Raw genomic sequence first — 16218 nt, 5'->3', positions numbered from 1 at the left:
GCCGTTGAACCTCCACGACGACACCACCATCGGGCTGCCGGACCAGGTCGACCTGGTCACCGCCGCGGGCGTCGACCACGTCCGTCTCGTCTACGACTACCTCGACGCCGGCGACCTGGACTCGTGCGCCTCCCTGCTGCACGACGGCGTGGTGTTCGAGCTGCCCGGCATGCCTCCCGTCCGGGGCCGTACGGCGGTCCTGCGTGCCCGGCTCGGCCACACCCCGCCGAGGGGCCGCCACGAGATCGACCGCCTCGTCGCCCAGAACCGCAGCGTGGTGGCGGCCGGCCGGTGCGTCGACCCGGACGCCGGCGGGCGGGAGCTGCGCTTCGTCGACTTCTTCAGCATCACCGACGACGGCATGGTCCTCGCGTGCACGCGGTACTACCACGTGGCGCCCTGACCGGACCGGGGCGGGGCCGGAGGGACCGGGTCGAAGGTCCCGGGCCGGAGGTCCCGGGTCCGGAGGCCTTGGGTACCTGCCGCCGGGTCCGCAGGGAGGTGGAAGGTGGGCACGACGGCCCGATGCCACGCGCGACGGCCCCGGAGCCCCAGGAAGGAGCGGCGAGGTGCACGGATCCCCGGACACGAACCGGACCGGACCGGCGGACACGGCCCGTACGACCGGTGCGGCGGCCCGTACGGCCGGTGCGGCCCGTACGACCGGAGCGGCCGGTGTGCCCCGTACGGCCGGAGCGGTCGACCGAGCCGGTACGGCCGAACCCGCCCGCCCCGCTCACCGCGGCCCCCGCCGCCCGGCGGAGTTCCGTTACCTCCTCGGCCGGGCACTGCCCTTCCTGGTGCTGGTGGCCGCCCCGCTCGCCGACGTCCTCACCGCGCCGGAGGAGCGGTTCGACCGTTTCCTCGTCGCCGCCCCCGCGCTCGCCGCGGTGACCTGGGGTGCCCGGGGCACGCTCGCGGTCGGCGCACTGGCGATGGGGACGACCGCGCTGCTCGTCCTGGGCCGGGACGATCGGCTCCTGGCCGGCCAGACGGTCCTGGCCGTCGTCACCCTGGCCGCGGCCCTCTCCAGCCAGGCCCGCCGGCGGCGGGAGGTGGAGCTGCGCCGGGTGAGCGAGGTCGCCGAGACCGCCCAGCGGGCGGTGCTGCGCCCGCTGCCCCGGCGCCTCGGCGGCGTCGACCTGCGGCTGCTGTACGAGGCGTCCGCGGCCGGCGCGCACGTCGGCGGCGACTTCTACAAGGCCCTGAAGGTCCGGGGCGGCGTACGGATCATGCTCGGGGACGTCCAGGGCAAGGGGCTCGCGGCCGTGGAGGCCGCCTCGCTGCTGCTGGGCTCCTTCCGCGAGGCCGCGTACACGGCCCCCGGACTGCCCGCGATCGCGGAGCGCCTGGAGGCGAGCATGGCCCGCTACGCGGAGAGGGCGCCGGAGTCGACGGCGGCCGACCGCTTCGCGACCGTCCTGCTCGCCGAGATCCCCGACGACGAGCCGGTCGTACGGCTCCTGAGCTGCGGCCATCCGGCTCCGGTCGTCCAGCGCGGCGCGGTCGTGCGCACGGTCGAGCTGTCCTCGCCGTCCGTGCCGATCCACCTGCCGGTCCCGGTCGACGCGCCCTTCACGGTGGACGAGGTGACGTTCGCCCCCGGCGACCGGATGCTGATGTTCACCGACGGCGTGAGCGAGGCCCGGGACCGCCACGGCGCCTTCTACCCCCTGGAGCGGCGGATGCGCGGTTGGGCGGCCGAGCCGGCCGACCGGATCCCGGACCTCCTCAAGGAGGACCTGGCCCGCTTCGGCGCCCACGGCCTGGACGACGACACGACGGCCGTCCTTGTGGTCCGGGGCGAGGCCGGGGAGGAGACCCTGCCGTCGCACGAGGAGCACCTGATCGGCGTCTGAGGGCCCCGGCCCGGCACGGGCCGCGCGGGACCGCGTAGGGTCGGCCCGCCCGGACACCGAACCCCCGAGGAACGCGCCATGGACCTGCTGCCCTTCACCGCGGAACACGCCGCCACCGTGGCGGGCTGGCCCGCCACGCCCGAGGAGGTCCTCCTGTGGTGCGGGCGCCGGGAGTTCCCCGTGGCGGAGGGGACCGTGGCCGGGTGGCAGGAGGACCAGGAGGTCCACGGGTACCTGCTCGTCGAGGCCGGGAACGAGGGCGGGGCCGAGGCCGTGACCGGGGCCGTGCTCGGATACGGCGAGGTGTGGACGGACGCCGAGGAGGACGAGGCCGAGCTGGCGCGCGTCGTCGTGGCCCCGGCGGCGCGCGGCCGGGGCGTGGGGCGGGTCCTGGTGCGGGCGCTCCTGGAGCGGGCCCGCGACGCCGGTTTCGACGACGTCTTCCTGCGGGTCCACCCGGACAACGCCGGCGCGCTGCGCTGCTACGAGGGGGCGGGCTTCGTCCGGGTCGCCCCGGAGGCGGCCGCCGGGTGGAACGCCGTCCAGCCGGTGGCGTACGTATGGCTCACCTGGCCCGCGCACGTGACGGACGCGCCCTAGGAGCCGTCCGGGGGCGGGCGGGTGGCGACGAGGACGCCGATCTTGTCGATGCGGTGCTCCGGGTTGCCCAGGGCGTCCCGCCAGTGGTTGCCGGCCGCGTCGTCCTCGGGCGTGGCGCAGGTGGAGAGGGTGATCATCGCCCGGGTGGGCCGCTCGTCCGGCTCCCCGGGGACCGGGGCGCGCTGCTCGGCGAGGGAGGCGGCGGACCGGAAGGACGTCGAGCGGGTGTCGACGATCCGGTACTCGTACACGGCGTCGTCGGCCGTCACGACGACCGTGTCGCCCTCCTCGACCTCGGGGAGCAGGCGCAGGGGCCCGCCGGCCGAGAGCCGGTGCGCCGTCACGAGGTAGTTGCCGACGTCGCCCGGCCCGACCCCGCCCCGGTCGCCGTGGGGGCTCGCCGCCACCCCGCGGTCCTGGATCCGCGTGCCGGCCCGGTCGTCGCTGGTGCCCTCGTACGGGAGGACGGGCAGGTCGGTCACCCCGATGGAGGGGATGTCCAGCTCGGCGCGGCGCGGACGGGCCTCGGGGACGGGTGAGGGGGACGGCGCGGCGGGGGCGGTCGCCGTGACGGCGCCGTCACGGGGGGTGACGGAGGGTGCGGACCGCGGATCCCGGGTGGTGGGCGGGGCCGCCGCGCCGTCCGGGAAGGGGCCGCAGCCGAGGGTAACGACGGCCGCCGCGGCGACGGCCGCGACGGCGAGGCGTGTGCGAGGGCGGGTTCGGGTCATGCCGGAGGGTCTCTCTCACGACGACACGGGACTCACCGGACCATTGTCCCGCGCCGCCGGGGTCCGCGCTCCCCGGTCCTCCAGGGCCCGGAGGACGGGGCCGAGGCGGTGTCCGCGTGACCGGACCGGCTTCCCGGGCGGGCACGGGCACGGCCCGGACGCCGTAGAGCGGGCGTCCGGGCCGTGCGGAGATCGTGCGCGGGTCGTCGGGTCGTCGGGTCGTCGGATCAGGGCAGGCGGTGGTCCTCGTTGAGCACGACACCGCGCTCGGGGCGGTACAGGTCGAAGCCCCGGGTGTCGCACTGCAGGCCGCCGACGATGCAGTGGTCGACCAGGGCCTTGAGGGTGCGCTCCTCCCACGCGTTGAAGAAGTCGTAGTGGAAGGAGTAGCCGCGACCGCTGGCCAGGCGGACCTGGCTCATGTCGCCGTTGACCGGCCACGCCATCTTGAACTCGATCATCGGCAGGGCGACCGGGTGGGAGGCCGGGCACATGTTGTCGTTGGTGCCGGGCTTGACCACCGGGTAGGCCATGTGGCTCTGGTGGTTCGGGGTGTCGAGGTACTTGCCGTCCCAGCAGCTGGGGGCCTGCATGCGCAGGTTGAGCTGGACGTCGGGCCGGCTCGGACAGTTCGCCGGGATGTCGGTGTTGAAGAAGCTGTCACCGCACTCCCAGCCCTCGACGAACCCCTTGTGGGACCGGAACTCCTGGGCGGTCTGCATCGGGTTGCCGACGACGAACCGCAGCCCCTTGGGGAAGGGCCGCACGCTCCGGTAGTCGGTCACGCCCGCCTTGTAGTAGATGACCTGCGGGCCCACGGGCAGGATCTTCTGGTCGCCCTTGTAGAGCGAGGGCATCCAGTACGCGGAGGCGTCCGCGGGCGCCTTGCACGTGGTGTTGCCTCCGTAGAGCGAGCCGGTGGTGCTGGCGGCGTCGGTGGAGGTGTTGCCCATGAACGTGTGGTCGTGGGACTTGCCGAACTGGCCCGGGTAGACGATCGGGTCGTCCGGCGCGGTGTGGGTGACGGAGCAGCCGGCCTGGAACTCGTGGTGGTAGGCCGGGGGCGGGGTGGCCGTGGACGGGACGACGCCGGTGACCTGGGGTACGGCCGGGATGTAGCCGTCCCCGTCGGCGTCGTCGCCCGAGGCCTGCGTGGAGGCGGCCATCCGATGGCCTTCGTGGTGGACGGCCGCGGCGACGGCGGACGGGACGCCGTCCGCCGGGTCCGTGGCCTGGGCGATGGTGCCGATGCCGAGGGCGCCGGCGATGAGGGCGGTGCTGACGAGGAGTACGGAGAGCCGCTTCGGACTCGATCTCATGGGGATCTCCTGCCCGTGGGGGTGGTTTCGCGTGAACGCGAGGACGCCACGCGAATGGTGTGATGGGTCCCGTGCGGTGGTGCCGGGGCGGCGGGGCCGAGCGGCGGGCCCCGCCACCCGTCATGGGGGTCCGGAGCCGTCAGGCGTAGACGCCGAACTCGTGGAGCGAGTAGCCCCAGCCGGTGCCGCGCGCGGTGAGCTGGAGCTTGACGTAGCGGGCGGTGGTGGCGGTCTCGATGGTGTCGATGTCGCCGTTGCCGGTGGTCGTGGTGTGGACGGTGCGCCAGGTCGTGCCGTTGTCGGAGACCTGGACCTCGTAGGACTTGGCGTAGGCGGGGTCCCAGACCAGCTGGAGCCGGTTGAAGGAGCGGACCGAGCCGAGATCGACCTGGATCCACTGCGGGTCGCTCCAGTCGCTGGCCCAGCGGGTGGCCGCGTTGCCGTCGGTGGCGTTGGAGGCGGGGCAGGGGCAGTCGCCGTAGGAGGCCTGGGCGGAGGAGGCGGTGGTGGGCCTGCCCAGGGCGATGTTGGTGCCGGCGACGGGCGGGGCGACGACCTTCACGGACTTGGTCTCGATGCCGGCGTTGCCGCGACCGTCCTCGGACTGGATGTACACCTTCCAGACGCCGAGCTTCTCGGGCGCGGTGACGGCGAAGGTGCCGTTGCCGGTGGAGCGCCACTTCGCCTCGATCAGCCGCTTGTCGCCGTTGGCGTAGTTCCCGCTGAGGAAGATCTTGTGGGTCAGGGGGTCGTTCTCGGGGTCGCGGATGTCGGCGCGGACGGTGAACTCGCCGCCTGCCGGGGCTGCGGAGGCCGGGTTGACGGTCATGTTGGTGATGACCGGCGGGGTGTTGTCACCGGCGGTCGACCCGGCGTACGCCTTCTTGACGGCGTAGTACGAGAGGCGCTTGAGGCCGTCGGGAAGGAGGTTGAACCAGACGCCGCCGAAGTCGTGTTCGAGACCGTAGTGGAACATCGTCGCGCCCAGGGCCACGCCCTGGTGCCCGGTGATGCAGTTCCAGGCCTTGGTGTAGCCCTCGGCCTTCTGGACGTCGGTCGGCTCGTCCGGGATGCCGTTGACGTCGTCGGGCACCTCCCACTCGCCGGCGTTTCCGGTCTCGGTGATGATGTACGGCTTGTTGTACCCGCCGTCGATCCAGTCCTGGCGCACGCCGCAGATGTCGCCGTACGCGTTCATCGAGTACAGGTCGAGGTCGGGCGCGTTGCGCTTGTAGTACGGCCAGGCGCCGGTCCAGGCGTCCGTCGAGGTGACGGGGTGGTCGGGGTCGATGGAGTGGATCTTCTTGGCGACGTCGTTGACGAAGGAGGTGTAGGCGTTGCGCTGGGCCTCCAGCTCGGTGCCGCCGTAACAGTTCTGCAGGCCGAGGACGGACTCGTTGCCGACGTTCCACATGAGGGTGGCCGGGTGGGACTTGTAGGTGTCGACCCACTTGGCGAACTCGGTGAGCATGGTGTTCTTGTACGTCGTGTCGGTGACGTAGTTGACGCAGCCGCCGGAGCCGGGGCCGCCGCCGGGCTGGAGCCAGAAGCCGTTCATCACCTTGAGGCCGTTGGCGGCCGCCGCGTCGAGCAGGGGCTTGCTGGAGGCGTCGGTCCCCCAGGTCCGGACGGTGTTGACGCCCATGGACTTCAGATCCGGCATGTAGCGGGGGGCGTCGGCCATCGCAGGGCCCCAGGTGAGGCCCTTGACGGTGTACGGCTGTCCGCCGACGGTCAGCTGCCAGTTGCCCTGCGAGCCGGTGACCCAGACGGCGCCACTGGGGCCGGGCTGGGTGGTGCCGCTCTCGCCGTAGACCCGGAACTCCCAGAGGGAGTAGCCGTATCCGGTAGCGCGGGCGACACCCTTGAGGCGTACGTAACGGCCGGTGCCGGAGAGCGTCAGGTCGTCGGTGCCGCCGTCGCCGGCGGTGACGGACCTGACGGTGCGCCAGTCGGTGCCGTTGTCGGAGAGCTGGATGTCGTAGGCCTTGCCGTAGGCGCCCTCCCAGTTCAGGACGACGCGGCTGACGTCCGCGCGCGCGCCGAGGTCGACCTGGAGCCACTGGTCGTCGTTCCACTGGCTGGCCCAGCGGGTACCGGTGAGGTCGCCGTCGACGGCGGCGGACGCGGTGTAGGCGGCGCCCTCGGTCGAGGAGGCGGTGGCGGGCTTCCCCTGGGAGAGGAGGGTCTCGGCGGCGGTGGCGGGCGCCGCGGTCAGCACGGTGGCGGAGGTGGCGAGCAGGGCACCGAGGGACACGAGCGAGGCCGTGGTGCGGGCCCGCCTTCGTGTGGTCGGGGCGGTGGTCATGGAGGCTCCTGGACAGGCGGTGGAGGGAGGGGATCTCCTTCCGGGCGGCGTGGCGGGGACTTGTGACGCCGCCCGGAAGGGGTCGGAGGGCCGGGACGCGCCGGTCGGGCGCGTCCCGGCGGGACCGTCAGGGGAAGGAGACGACGGTGGACGGCACGGTGGAGGTGCCCGCGGGGATGGTGGAGGCCCCGGTGTCGTTGATGACGTGGTTGTAGTGGCCCATGCCGCCGAGGGAGACCACGAGGAGGCTGTGGAACTTCACCCCCGGCTTGACGGGTGCCTTGAAGCCGTGGTCCTGGACGATGGTCGGGTCGACGTTGTAGTTGCAGTAGCTGCCGAGGCCCCACGCCTCGTGGGTGTTCACGGAGTCGTCGACGCGGTAGGCGGCGTAGCCCTTGGTGGAGCCGTTCTGGATGGCGGCCTGGTTGGGGGCGTCGTACGCCTTCTCGTTCTGGTAGAAGATCGTCCGGCCGCGCTCGCCGTACCACTCGACGTCGTACTTGTTGAAGTGCTCGACGAACAGGCCGGTGGCGAGCACGTCGTCGCCGTTGACGCGGACGCCGTAGTCGGCGCGGTTGGTCTCCCAGCCCCAGCCCTCGCCGTGGTCGGCGCGCCAGACCCAGGTGTGGTCGATGATGGCGTCGTCGCTGTTCACGACCATGCTGGTGGTGGCCTTGCCGGCGCCGGCGCCGCCGATGCGGATGTAGACGTCCTGCACGGTGGTGGGGTTGGCGGCGTGGTCGGCGGAGGAGTTCTGCGGGCCGAGCTCCAGCAGGGTCGGGGAGTTGACCGGGCCGGCGTCGATCAGGAAGCCGGCGAGGCGGACGCCGTCGACGTCGGCGACCTTCATCGCGGTGACGCCGTTGTCCGGGATGATCGTGGCGAGGCCGAGGCCGAGCACGATGGTGTTGGCGCGGTTCACGTTGATCGTCCGGTCGACGTGGTAGACGCCCGGGGTGAACAGCAGGTTCAGGCCCTGCTCCAGCGCCTGGTTGATCGTGGCGGCGGTGGCACCCGGCTTGACCACGTAGAACTGGCTGAGCGGGACGGACTCGCCCTGCGGGGCGCCGTTGGCCCAGCTGGTGCCGCGGGCGTTCACGCGCTTGGCGGGCGCGAAGACCTTGTACTCGTTGCCGTCGAGGTAGAGGTAGGGCTTCTCGCGGGAGATCGGGGTGGTGTCGAGCGTGGTGTAGCGGGGCTCCGGGAAGGAGGTGGCAGGAGCGCCCTGGACGCCCGAGAAGGTCTGGTTCCAGACGCTGTTGGACCAGCCGCCGATGGAGCTCTCGCGGGTGTACCACTGCTGCTGCGAGTAGTTCCCGACCTGGCCGTCGATCTTCGAGTCGGCGATGTAGCCGCCGCTGGCCCAGCCGTAGCCGTTCGGCGCCAGGTTGAGTCCGCCCTTGACGTGCATGCGGCGGAAGGAGGACGCCTGCGAGACGGCCCAGCGGTTGGTGCCGTTGACCGGGTTGAGGGTCAGGCCCTCGGCGCCGCGCCAGAAGTTCTGGGTGGCGTTGCCGTTGAACCAGCCCGCGTCGACGGTCACGTCGCCGTTGATGGTGGTGTCGCCGGGACGCAGCCCGAGGCCGGCGATCTGGGTGTAGAAGCCGATCTGGGCGTTGAGGCCGTTGTACGTGCCGGGCTTGAAGAGGAAGGCGTGCCGGCCGGAGCCGAACTGGGCCGACTCCTGCTGCTGGAAGACCTGGTCCAGCTTGCCCTGGATGTTCGGGGTGGAGGGGTCGATGACGTGCACGTTGGGGCCGAGGTCGCCGCCGCCGGGGAGGGTGGGGCCGGTGCCGTCGGTGGTGCCGTACACCTGGAACTCCCAGAGGGAGAAGCCGTACCCGGTGGCGCGGGTCTGTCCGTTCATGCGGACGTAGCGGCCGGTGCCGGAGAGGGAGACCTCGTCGGTGCCGCCGTCGCCGGCGGTGACGGTGGTGACGGTCCGCCAGTCGGTGCCGTTCTCGGAGGCCTGGATCTGGTAGCCCTTGCCGTAGGCGCCCTCCCAGACGAGGGTGGCGCTGCTGAGCGTGGCGCTGCGGCCGAGGTCGACCTGGAGCCACTGGTTGTCGCTCCACTGGCTGGCCCAGCGGGTGCCGGTGAGGTTCCCGTCGACGGCGGCGGACGCCGCGTAGGCGGCGCCCTCGGTCGAGGAGGCGGTGGCGGTCTTCCCCTGGGAGAGCAGAGCGGGGGCCGCTTGGGCCGTCGTGGCGGGGCCGAGGGCGAGCAGGCCGCCGGCCAGGGACGCGACGAGGGCGCCGACGGTGGCCCGTCGGACGGTGGGGGCGGGACGCCGGAGGACCGGCGGGGACCCGACGGAGGACATGGGTCTCCTCTGGGATACATGGGGGAAACGTGGGAGAGCGCTCTCCGAAACCTTGCATGCAGGGCCAGTTGACGGTCAAGGCATGTGACACGACTTTTCTTTTGGCTTTCATTAAGTCACGACACCGATAGGTTCCGGCCGGACCCGGACCGCTCCCCCACCGGACGCGCGGCACCGTTAAAGTGCGGAGGTGGGGAATCGAGCACCGACTCTGGAAGACGTCGCACGTGAGGCGGGGGTGTCGCGCGCCACGGTGTCCCGGGTCGTCAACGGGGTGCGGAACGTGGCCCCCGACATCCAGCGGAGCGTGCGCGACGCCATCGCCCGCACCGGCTACACGCCCAACCAGGCCGCCCGCTCCCTGGTGACGCGGCGGGCCGGGGCCGTCGCCCTGGTGCTCTCCGCGACGGACGGGGCCTTCGCCGCCCGGGTCTTCTCCGACCCGTTCTTCGGACGCGTCGTGGACGGCGTCCTGCCCGTGCTGCGCGAGCGCGCGATCCAGCCGGTGCTGCTCGTCTCCGAGTCGGAGCGGGCCAGGACCCAGCTCGTCGAGTACCTGCGGCAGGGGGCCGCCGACGGGGCGCTCGTGGTGCCGCTCGACGACGAGGACCCGCTGCCCTCGATGCTCGTGGCGGCGGGCCTCCCCACGGTCCTCTTCGGCAGGCCCCGCGGCGGGGAGCGGTGCGGCTTCGTGGACCTCGACAACGACGCGGGGGCGCGGCTGGCCGCCGAGCACCTGTGGGCCGCCGGACGCCGGCGCCCCGCCACCATCGCCGCGCCGGCCACCGCCCCCGCGGCGGCGGCGCGCCTGGACGGCTTCCGCCGGGCGTTCGCCGCCCGCGGCGTGCCGGACGTGCCCGTCGTACGGGGCCTGTTCTCGGTCGAAAGCGGCCGGACCGCCATGGCCGAGCTGCTGGCGGAACACCCGGACGTCGACGCGGTGTTCGCCGCGAACGACCTGATGGCCCGGGGCGCCTGCGAGTACCTGCGCGAGCGGGGCGTGGACGTCCCCGGCGCGGTGGCCGTCGTGGGCTTCGACGACTCGGTGGTCGCGCGCGGGGCGCGGCCCCGGCTGACCACCGTGCGCCAGCCGGTGGAGGGCATGGCGGCGGCGATGGCCGGCCTCCTGGTCGAGGAGCTGGAGGGCGCCCGGACCGGGCCCGCCTCGAAGGTCTTCGAACCGGCCCTGGTGGTGCGCGAGTCCGCCTGACGGGCCCTGGGGCCCGCCGGGCGCCGCGACACCCCCTAGGGAGCCAGGGCGTCCAGCACGGCGAGCTGTTCCGTGACGCGGCCGGCGGACCAGGTGGCGAGCCAGGTGGCGAAGCCGCCCTCGTAGGCGCGGGGGACGGCCTCCACGCGCATGACGAGGGCGAGGTGGATCCGGTAGAGGGCGAGCCGGATCCGGGCGCCGGTGCCGAGGGGCGGGAGGGGCGCGACGGAGCGGTAGCCGGCCATGAGATCGGGGTCGTCCTCGGCCGTGCCGAGCGGGTCGAGGCCGACGAGTTCGGCCAGGGGGTCGCCGAAGAAGGCGCGTTCGCCGTCGATGAGGCCGGCCAGGCGCCATCCGCCGTCCCCGGTCCTGCCGAGGACGACGTTGCCCTCCCAGGCGTCGAAGTGGACGAGGGCGGGACGGCAGACCTCGGCCAGCCGTCGGCCGAACCTCCGGGGCAGGTCGGCGAGGTCTCCGGCCGGGGCGGGCAGGGCGACGCCGAACCGGTGCGCGTCGGCGAGGACGGCGCGCAGCATGGCGGCGAAGGCGGTGGGCCAGTCGGGGGCGGAGAGGCCGGCGGCCGGTCGCGGGTAGCCGTGGGCCGGGCCGGTGACGGAGGCGGTACGGGCCAGGGCCTCCCCCAGTTCGCGGCGGAGCGCGGCGCGTTCGGCCGGGGCGATCCGGTCGCGGGCGGCGTCCCAGGTGGTGCCGTCGAGGTGGGAGAGGAACAGCCACTCGGCGGGGGTGCGGGGGCCGGCGGGCTCGTGGTGGAGGACGGCGGGGACCCGGACGCCCGCGCCGGCGGCGAGGCGGTGGAAGAGCGCCTCGGTGCCGAGGAGCCCCTGCTCGTAGGTGAGGCAGGGGGTGCCCGCCGGGGGCGCGGTTTTGAGCACCAGGCTCCGTCCGTCGGCGAGTTCGAACAGCCGGACGGAGTTGTAGAGGCCCCCGCCGAGGGCGGTGTCCCGGACGGCGGCCACCGGTCCGAGGGCGTGCCGCAGCCGCTCGGCGGCGGCGGTCTCGTCGGTGTCGGGCTCCGGTGAGCGGGACATGGGCGCTCCTCGTGGGGGTGGGCGGACGCGCGTCGGCCTCCGGAGGGGTGGCCCTCCGGAGGCTCGGGACGGGGCGCGGGTCAGCCGGCGGTGGCCTCCCGGTGGGCGCGGATGATCTCCGCGTACCGCCGGCCGCTCGTCTTCACGGTCCGCTTCTGCGTGGCGTAGTCGACGTGGACCAGCCCGAAGCGCTTGTCGTAGCCGTAGGCCCACTCGAAGTTGTCGAGCAGGGACCAGGCGTAGTACCCGGCGAGCGGGACGCCCTTGCGGACGGCGCGGGCGCAGGCCGCGAGGTGCTCCTCCAGGTAGCCGGTGCGCTCCGGGTCGTGGACGGCGCCGTCGGGGCCGACGGCGTCGGGGAAGGCCGAGCCGTTCTCGGTGACGTACAGCTCGCGCACGCCGTAGTCCTCGGTGAGCCGCAGCAGGAGGGCCTCCAGGCCGCCGGCGTCGATCTGCCAGTCCATGCCGCTGCGGGGCACGTCGGGCAGGCGCACCTCGCGGGCGTACGGGACGGGGCCCTCGGGGTCGTCGGCGACGGTGACCGGGAAGTAGTAGTTGAGGCCGTGCCAGTCGAGCGGGGCGGCGATGACGTCCGCGTCGCCCGGCCTCTCGGGGAGTTCGACCCCGTACAGCTCGCGCATGTCGGCGGGGAAGCCGCGGCCGTACACCGGGTCGAGCCACCAGCGGTTGGTGTGGCCGTCCATGCGGGCCGCGGCGGCGAGGTCCTCGGGCCGGTCGGAGGCGGGCGCGACGGTGGAGTGGTTGGTGACCAGGCCGATCCGGGCGCCGGGGGCGGCGGCGCGCAGGGCCTGGGTGGCGAGGCCGTGGCCGAGCAGCAGGTGGTACGAGGCGCGGACGGCGGCCGTGAGGTCGGTGAGGCCCGGGGCCATCCGGCCCTCCAGGTGGCCGATCCAGCCGGAGCAGAGCGGTTCGTTGAGGGTGGCCCAGCGGGTGACGCGGTCGCCGAGGCGCTCGGCGACGGCGGTGGTGTAGGCGGCGAGGTGCTCGGCAGTCTCGCGGACGGTCCAGCCGCCGCGGTCCTGGAGGGCCTGCGGCAGGTCCCAGTGGTAGAGGGTGACGGAGGGGGTGATGCCGGCGTCGAGGAGGCCGTCGACGAGCCGGTCGTAGAAGTCGAGCCCGGCCTTGTTGACGGGTCCGTCGCCGCCGGGCACGACGCGGGGCCAGGCGACGGAGAGCCGGTAGGTATCGGTGCCCAGCTCCTTCATCAGGGCGATGTCCTCGGGCCAGCGGTGGTAGTGGTCGCAGGCGGTGTCGCCGTGGTCCCCGTTGTCGATCGCGCCGGGGACCCGGGAGAAGGTGTCCCAGATGGAGGGGGCCCGTCCGTCCTCGGTGACGGCGCCCTCGATCTGGTAGGCGGAGGTCGCCGTGCCCCAGGCGAAGGACGGCGGGAAGGCGTCCAGGTCGAGCGCGGGGCGGGAACCGGTGGATTCGGACACGGGGAACCTCTTCGTGGTCGGTGTGGAGAGGGACGTCACTTGACCGCACCCGCGGTGAGGCCGGCGACGAGGTAGCGCTGGAGGAGCAGGAACCCGACGACGACGGGGACGCTCACCACGAGGGAGGCGGCCATCACCTGGTTCCAGTAGACGTCGTTCAGGGTGGCGTAGCCCTGGAGCCCGACGGCGAGGGTGCGCGTGCTGTCGGTGGTCATGACCGAGGCGAAGAGGACCTCGCCCCAGGCCGTCATGAAGGCGTAGATCGCGACGGCGACGATGCCGGGCGTCGCGGCCGGGATGATCACGCGGAACAGCGCCTTGATCGGCCCGCAGCCGTCGACCTTGGCCGCTTCGTCGAGTTCGCGCGGGATCGAGTCGAAGTAGCCGGTCAGCATCCAGATGGAGAACGGCAGCGAGAAGGTCAGATAGGTGAGGATCAGCCCTTCGCGCGAGCCGAACAGGGCGATGCCGGTGGCGTTGCCGAGGTTGACGTAGATGAGGAAGAGCGGCAGCAGGAAGAGGATGCCGGGGAACATCTGCGTCGACAGGACCGTCACCGTGAAGACCCGTTTGCCGCGGAAGGAGTAGCGGCTGACGGCGTACGCGGCGAAGATCGCGACGATCACCGAGAGCACCGTGGCCGCGCCCGCGACGACGATCGAGTTCACGAAGTAGTCGGCGAGCGGGACGGTCTCCCAGATGTCGAAGTAGGGCCGGAGCGTGAGCCCGGAGGGGATCCACTCGAACTTCCCCGAGACGTCCTTGAGGGGCTTGAGGGAGCTGGAGACCATCACGTACACCGGCAGGACGACGAAGCCGGTGAGCAGGGTGAGGAAGATCCGCCGGGTCCAGAGGAACGAGCGGGGTGCCGCCATGGGCGACCGGGCGGACGTGCGGCGGGCCGCGTGCTCAGACATCGGAGGTCTTCCTTCCGCGGGTGGTGAGCAGGAGGTAGACGCCCGTGACGACGAGGAGGAAGAGGAGCAGCAGTACGGACATGGCCGAGCCGGTGCCGAAGTTCCACGTCTGGAAGGACGACTGGTAGATGTGGAGCGAGATCAGGTCGGCGGCTTCGGGGGCCGCCTTGCCGAAGAGCACGAACGGCGTGTTGAAGTCGTTGAACGTCCACAGGAAGAGGACGAGGACGAGGACCTGGTTGACGGAGCGCAGGGACGGCAGGGTGATGTGCCGGATCTGCTTCCACACGCCGGCGCCGTCGAGGGCGGCGGCCTCGTACATGTCCCGGGGGATGTTCTGGAGTCCCGCCATGACGGTGAGGAAGGCGAAGGGCCAGCCCTTCCACACGGAGACGATCAGCAGGGCCCAGAAGCTGTTGTCGCCGATGAGCCAGAAGGCGGGGCTGTCGCCGATGCCGAGCTGGTCGTGCAGGACGTGGTTGATGACGCCGTTGTCCCGCTGGAACATGAACGCCCAGGTGATGACGGCCGCGTAGACCGGCAGGGCGTACGGGACGAGGAAGAGGGTCCGAAGGAACGCCCGGCCGCGGAAGTTCTCCTGGAGGAAGACCGCGGCGGCCGTTCCGAGCAGCCAGCACAGTCCGACGGAGAGGACGGTGAACAGACAGGTCGTCAGGAAGGACTTGAGGAGCGCCTGTCCGACGGGGGCGTCGAAGTCGATCGCGACGCTGTAGTTGTCGAACGCCGTCCAGGGCGCCTCGGACCAGTTCCGGATGTAGAACTGGGTGAGCTCGCGGAAGCTCATGGTGATGCCCATGAGCATCGGGACGAGGTGGACGAGGAGTTCGAGGAGCAGGGCGGGCAGGAGCAGCAGGTACGGCAGTGCGACGCGGCGGCGCCCGGAGCGGCGCGGGGTGCGCGCCTCTCCGGGTGCGGCCTTGCGCACCGTCCGCTCACTCGGAGGAGTGACGACGGTTTCGGTCATGGTGGGGCGGCCTACTTCTTGGGCATCTGCTGCTGGGCCTTTTCGAGCTTGGCCTTGACGGACTCCGTGGTGACCGGACGGCCGGCGGCGGCGTCGGCGAAGAGCTCCTTGACCGCGGTGCCGACGACGGTCTCGAACTGGGACTCCTCGGGGACCTGCGGCAGGGCGGCGGCGCTGGTGGAGAGGGTGTCGCGGATGACGGTGAGCGAGGGGTCGGCGAACGCGGCGTCCTTCTGGGCGCCCTTGACCGGCGGGACCGAGCCGTAGGCCTTGTTGAGGACGACCTGCTCCTCGTCGCTCGTCATGTACTTCACGAACTTCAGGGCGCCGTCGAGGTTCTTGGTGTTCTTGAAGACGGCGAGGTTGATGCCGGCGACCATCGAGTTGGTCTGCTCGCCCTGGCCGGGCTTGCCGGACGGGACGGGGGCGGGGGCGACGCCCCACTCGTCGGGGCCCATGCCCTGCGCGGAGAAGGTCTGCGAGGGGGTCTGCCACAGGACCATGCCGGTCTTGTTCTTGGCGAAGTCGCTGAGGGACTGGTTCTGGGAGTACTCGGCGTTGCCGGGGGCCACGATCTTCTGGGCGGCCATGAGGTCGACGTACTGCTTGACGGCGGCGACGGCGCCGTCGGAGGTGAAGTCGGGCTTGCCGTCGGCGGTGAAGAAGTCGGCCCCGTGCTGCTTGGCGAGGACGAAGACCTGGTGGATGTTGTTGGAGAGGTTGGAGCCCTCGACGCCGATGCCGTTCTTGCCCTTCGCGCCGAGCTTCTTGCCGGCCTCGGCCACCTCGTCCCAGGTGGTCGGCGGCTTGGCTATGCCCGCTTCCTTGAAGAGCTGCTTGTTGTAGTAGAGCGCGTAGGCCATGGAGTAGAGCGGGACGGCGGCCGGGTCCTTGCCGGGGACGCCGGTGGAGCCGAGCGCGGAGTCGACGAAGCGGTCCTTGCCGCCGACGGCCTCGAAGTTCTTGGCGTCCCAGGGCAGCAGCGCCCCGGTGGACTGCAGGGAGGCGCTCCAGGTGTTGCCGATGTTGAGGACGTCGGGACCCTGGCCGGAGGTGGTCGCGGTGAGGATCCGGTTGAGGAGGTCGGACCACGGGATCACCTCCAGCTTGACCTTGATCCCGGTCTCCTTCTCGAACTGGTCGAGCTCGGGCTGCAGGACCTTCTTGTCGACCTCCAGGCTGGCGCCCTGGTTGGAGGCCCAGTAGGTGAGGGTCTTCGGGGACGACCCGCTGTCTTCTCCCCCGCCGCAGGCGGTGGCGGTGAGGACGAGGGAGAGCGTGACGGCACCGGTGACAGCGGCTCTGATTCTGCGCATGGCTCCTGGGCCCTTTCAGGGACGAGGGAAGGGCCGGTACGGGGAGCCCCTGGACCGCTCTCCGTAACATCGGCTTAATTTAGGATGTGAGTTAAACCCCATGAGAAGGTCGCGTCAAGGCTTGTACTGCGGGTATGTTGAAAC

13 protein-coding genes are annotated in these 16218 nt (G+C 72.1%); 4 read left to right on the top strand and 9 right to left on the bottom strand.

Annotation, left to right across the window (positions count from 1 at the left end; all coding sequences use genetic code 11):
* Nucleotides 1–4: 4 nt before the first annotated feature.
* The 3 genes from AB0398_RS06590 to AB0398_RS06580 all read left to right on the top strand — a co-directional run bounded on the left by AB0398_RS06590 (nucleotide 5) and on the right by AB0398_RS06580 (nucleotide 2459).
* The gene (locus tag AB0398_RS06590; RefSeq protein ID WP_366372742.1) at nucleotides 5–403 is read left to right on the top strand and encodes a nuclear transport factor 2 family protein; all 399 of its coding nucleotides are present in this window, start codon (nucleotides 5–7) and stop codon (nucleotides 401–403) included.
* A gap of 166 nt (nucleotides 404–569) precedes the next feature.
* The gene (locus AB0398_RS06585) at nucleotides 570–1859 is read left to right on the top strand and encodes a PP2C family protein-serine/threonine phosphatase (protein WP_366372741.1); all 1290 of its coding nucleotides are present in this window, start codon (nucleotides 570–572) and stop codon (nucleotides 1857–1859) included.
* Between the two features lie 78 nt (nucleotides 1860–1937).
* Nucleotides 1938–2459, top strand: coding sequence for an N-acetyltransferase (locus AB0398_RS06580; protein ID WP_366372740.1), 522 nt, complete (start codon nucleotides 1938–1940; stop codon nucleotides 2457–2459).
* On the opposite strand, the gene AB0398_RS06575 is transcribed toward AB0398_RS06580, so the two are convergent.
* From AB0398_RS06575 to AB0398_RS06560, 4 genes are all read right to left on the bottom strand, one after another.
* Entirely contained in the window at nucleotides 2456–3190 is a 735-nt protein-coding gene (locus AB0398_RS06575; RefSeq protein WP_366372739.1) for a class E sortase, read from the bottom strand. The two genes, AB0398_RS06580 and AB0398_RS06575, sit on opposite strands and share 4 nt — an antisense overlap.
* Nucleotides 3191–3417: 227 nt before the next feature.
* On the bottom strand, nucleotides 3418–4509 hold the full coding sequence (locus tag AB0398_RS06570) for a DUF1996 domain-containing protein (protein WP_366372738.1): 1092 nt from the start codon (nucleotides 4507–4509) through the stop codon (nucleotides 3418–3420).
* Between the two features lie 139 nt (nucleotides 4510–4648).
* Nucleotides 4649–6817 (bottom strand): discoidin domain-containing protein, encoded by a 2169-nt coding sequence (locus tag AB0398_RS06565; RefSeq protein WP_366372737.1) that lies wholly within the window; start codon nucleotides 6815–6817, stop codon nucleotides 4649–4651.
* A 127-nt stretch (nucleotides 6818–6944) separates the two neighbouring features.
* Complete coding sequence (locus AB0398_RS06560; RefSeq protein ID WP_366372736.1) at nucleotides 6945–9140, bottom strand: discoidin domain-containing protein; 2196 nt, start codon at nucleotides 9138–9140, stop codon at nucleotides 6945–6947.
* 190 nt (nucleotides 9141–9330) lie between these two features.
* Between AB0398_RS06560 and AB0398_RS06555 the strand changes: the two genes are divergently transcribed.
* Nucleotides 9331–10350 carry a LacI family DNA-binding transcriptional regulator gene (locus AB0398_RS06555; protein WP_366372735.1) on the top strand — a complete coding sequence of 340 codons (1020 nt, stop codon included), beginning with the start codon at nucleotides 9331–9333 and terminating at the stop codon, nucleotides 10348–10350.
* Nucleotides 10351–10385: 35 nt separating this feature from the next.
* Here AB0398_RS06555 and AB0398_RS06550 read toward each other — a convergent pair whose 3' ends face one another.
* From AB0398_RS06550 to AB0398_RS06530, 5 genes are all read right to left on the bottom strand, one after another.
* On the bottom strand, nucleotides 10386–11399 hold the full coding sequence (locus tag AB0398_RS06550; RefSeq protein ID WP_366372734.1) for a phosphotransferase: 1014 nt from the start codon (nucleotides 11397–11399) through the stop codon (nucleotides 10386–10388).
* An 80-nt stretch (nucleotides 11400–11479) separates the two neighbouring features.
* Nucleotides 11480–12856 (bottom strand): GH1 family beta-glucosidase, encoded by a 1377-nt coding sequence (locus AB0398_RS06545; RefSeq protein WP_366372733.1) that lies wholly within the window; start codon nucleotides 12854–12856, stop codon nucleotides 11480–11482.
* 35 nt (nucleotides 12857–12891) lie between these two features.
* Entirely contained in the window at nucleotides 12892–13731 is an 840-nt protein-coding gene (locus AB0398_RS06540; RefSeq protein WP_366373013.1) for a carbohydrate ABC transporter permease, read from the bottom strand.
* A 34-nt stretch (nucleotides 13732–13765) separates the two neighbouring features.
* Nucleotides 13766–14758 carry a sugar ABC transporter permease gene (locus AB0398_RS06535; RefSeq protein WP_366372732.1) on the bottom strand — a complete coding sequence of 331 codons (993 nt, stop codon included), beginning with the start codon at nucleotides 14756–14758 and terminating at the stop codon, nucleotides 13766–13768.
* 11 nt (nucleotides 14759–14769) lie between these two features.
* Nucleotides 14770–16074, bottom strand: a complete 1305-nt coding sequence (locus tag AB0398_RS06530) for a sugar ABC transporter substrate-binding protein (protein WP_366372731.1) — start codon at nucleotides 16072–16074, stop codon at nucleotides 14770–14772.
* Nucleotides 16075–16218: the final 144 nt, after the last annotated feature.

The organism is Streptomyces sp. NPDC086147 (assembly GCF_040702165.1).
In the GTDB taxonomy this organism is placed as follows: Bacteria; Actinomycetota; Actinomycetes; order Streptomycetales; family Streptomycetaceae; genus Streptomyces.
Note: the sequence above shows the minus strand (reverse complement) of the source record. Positions and strands in the feature narration are given on the sequence as shown.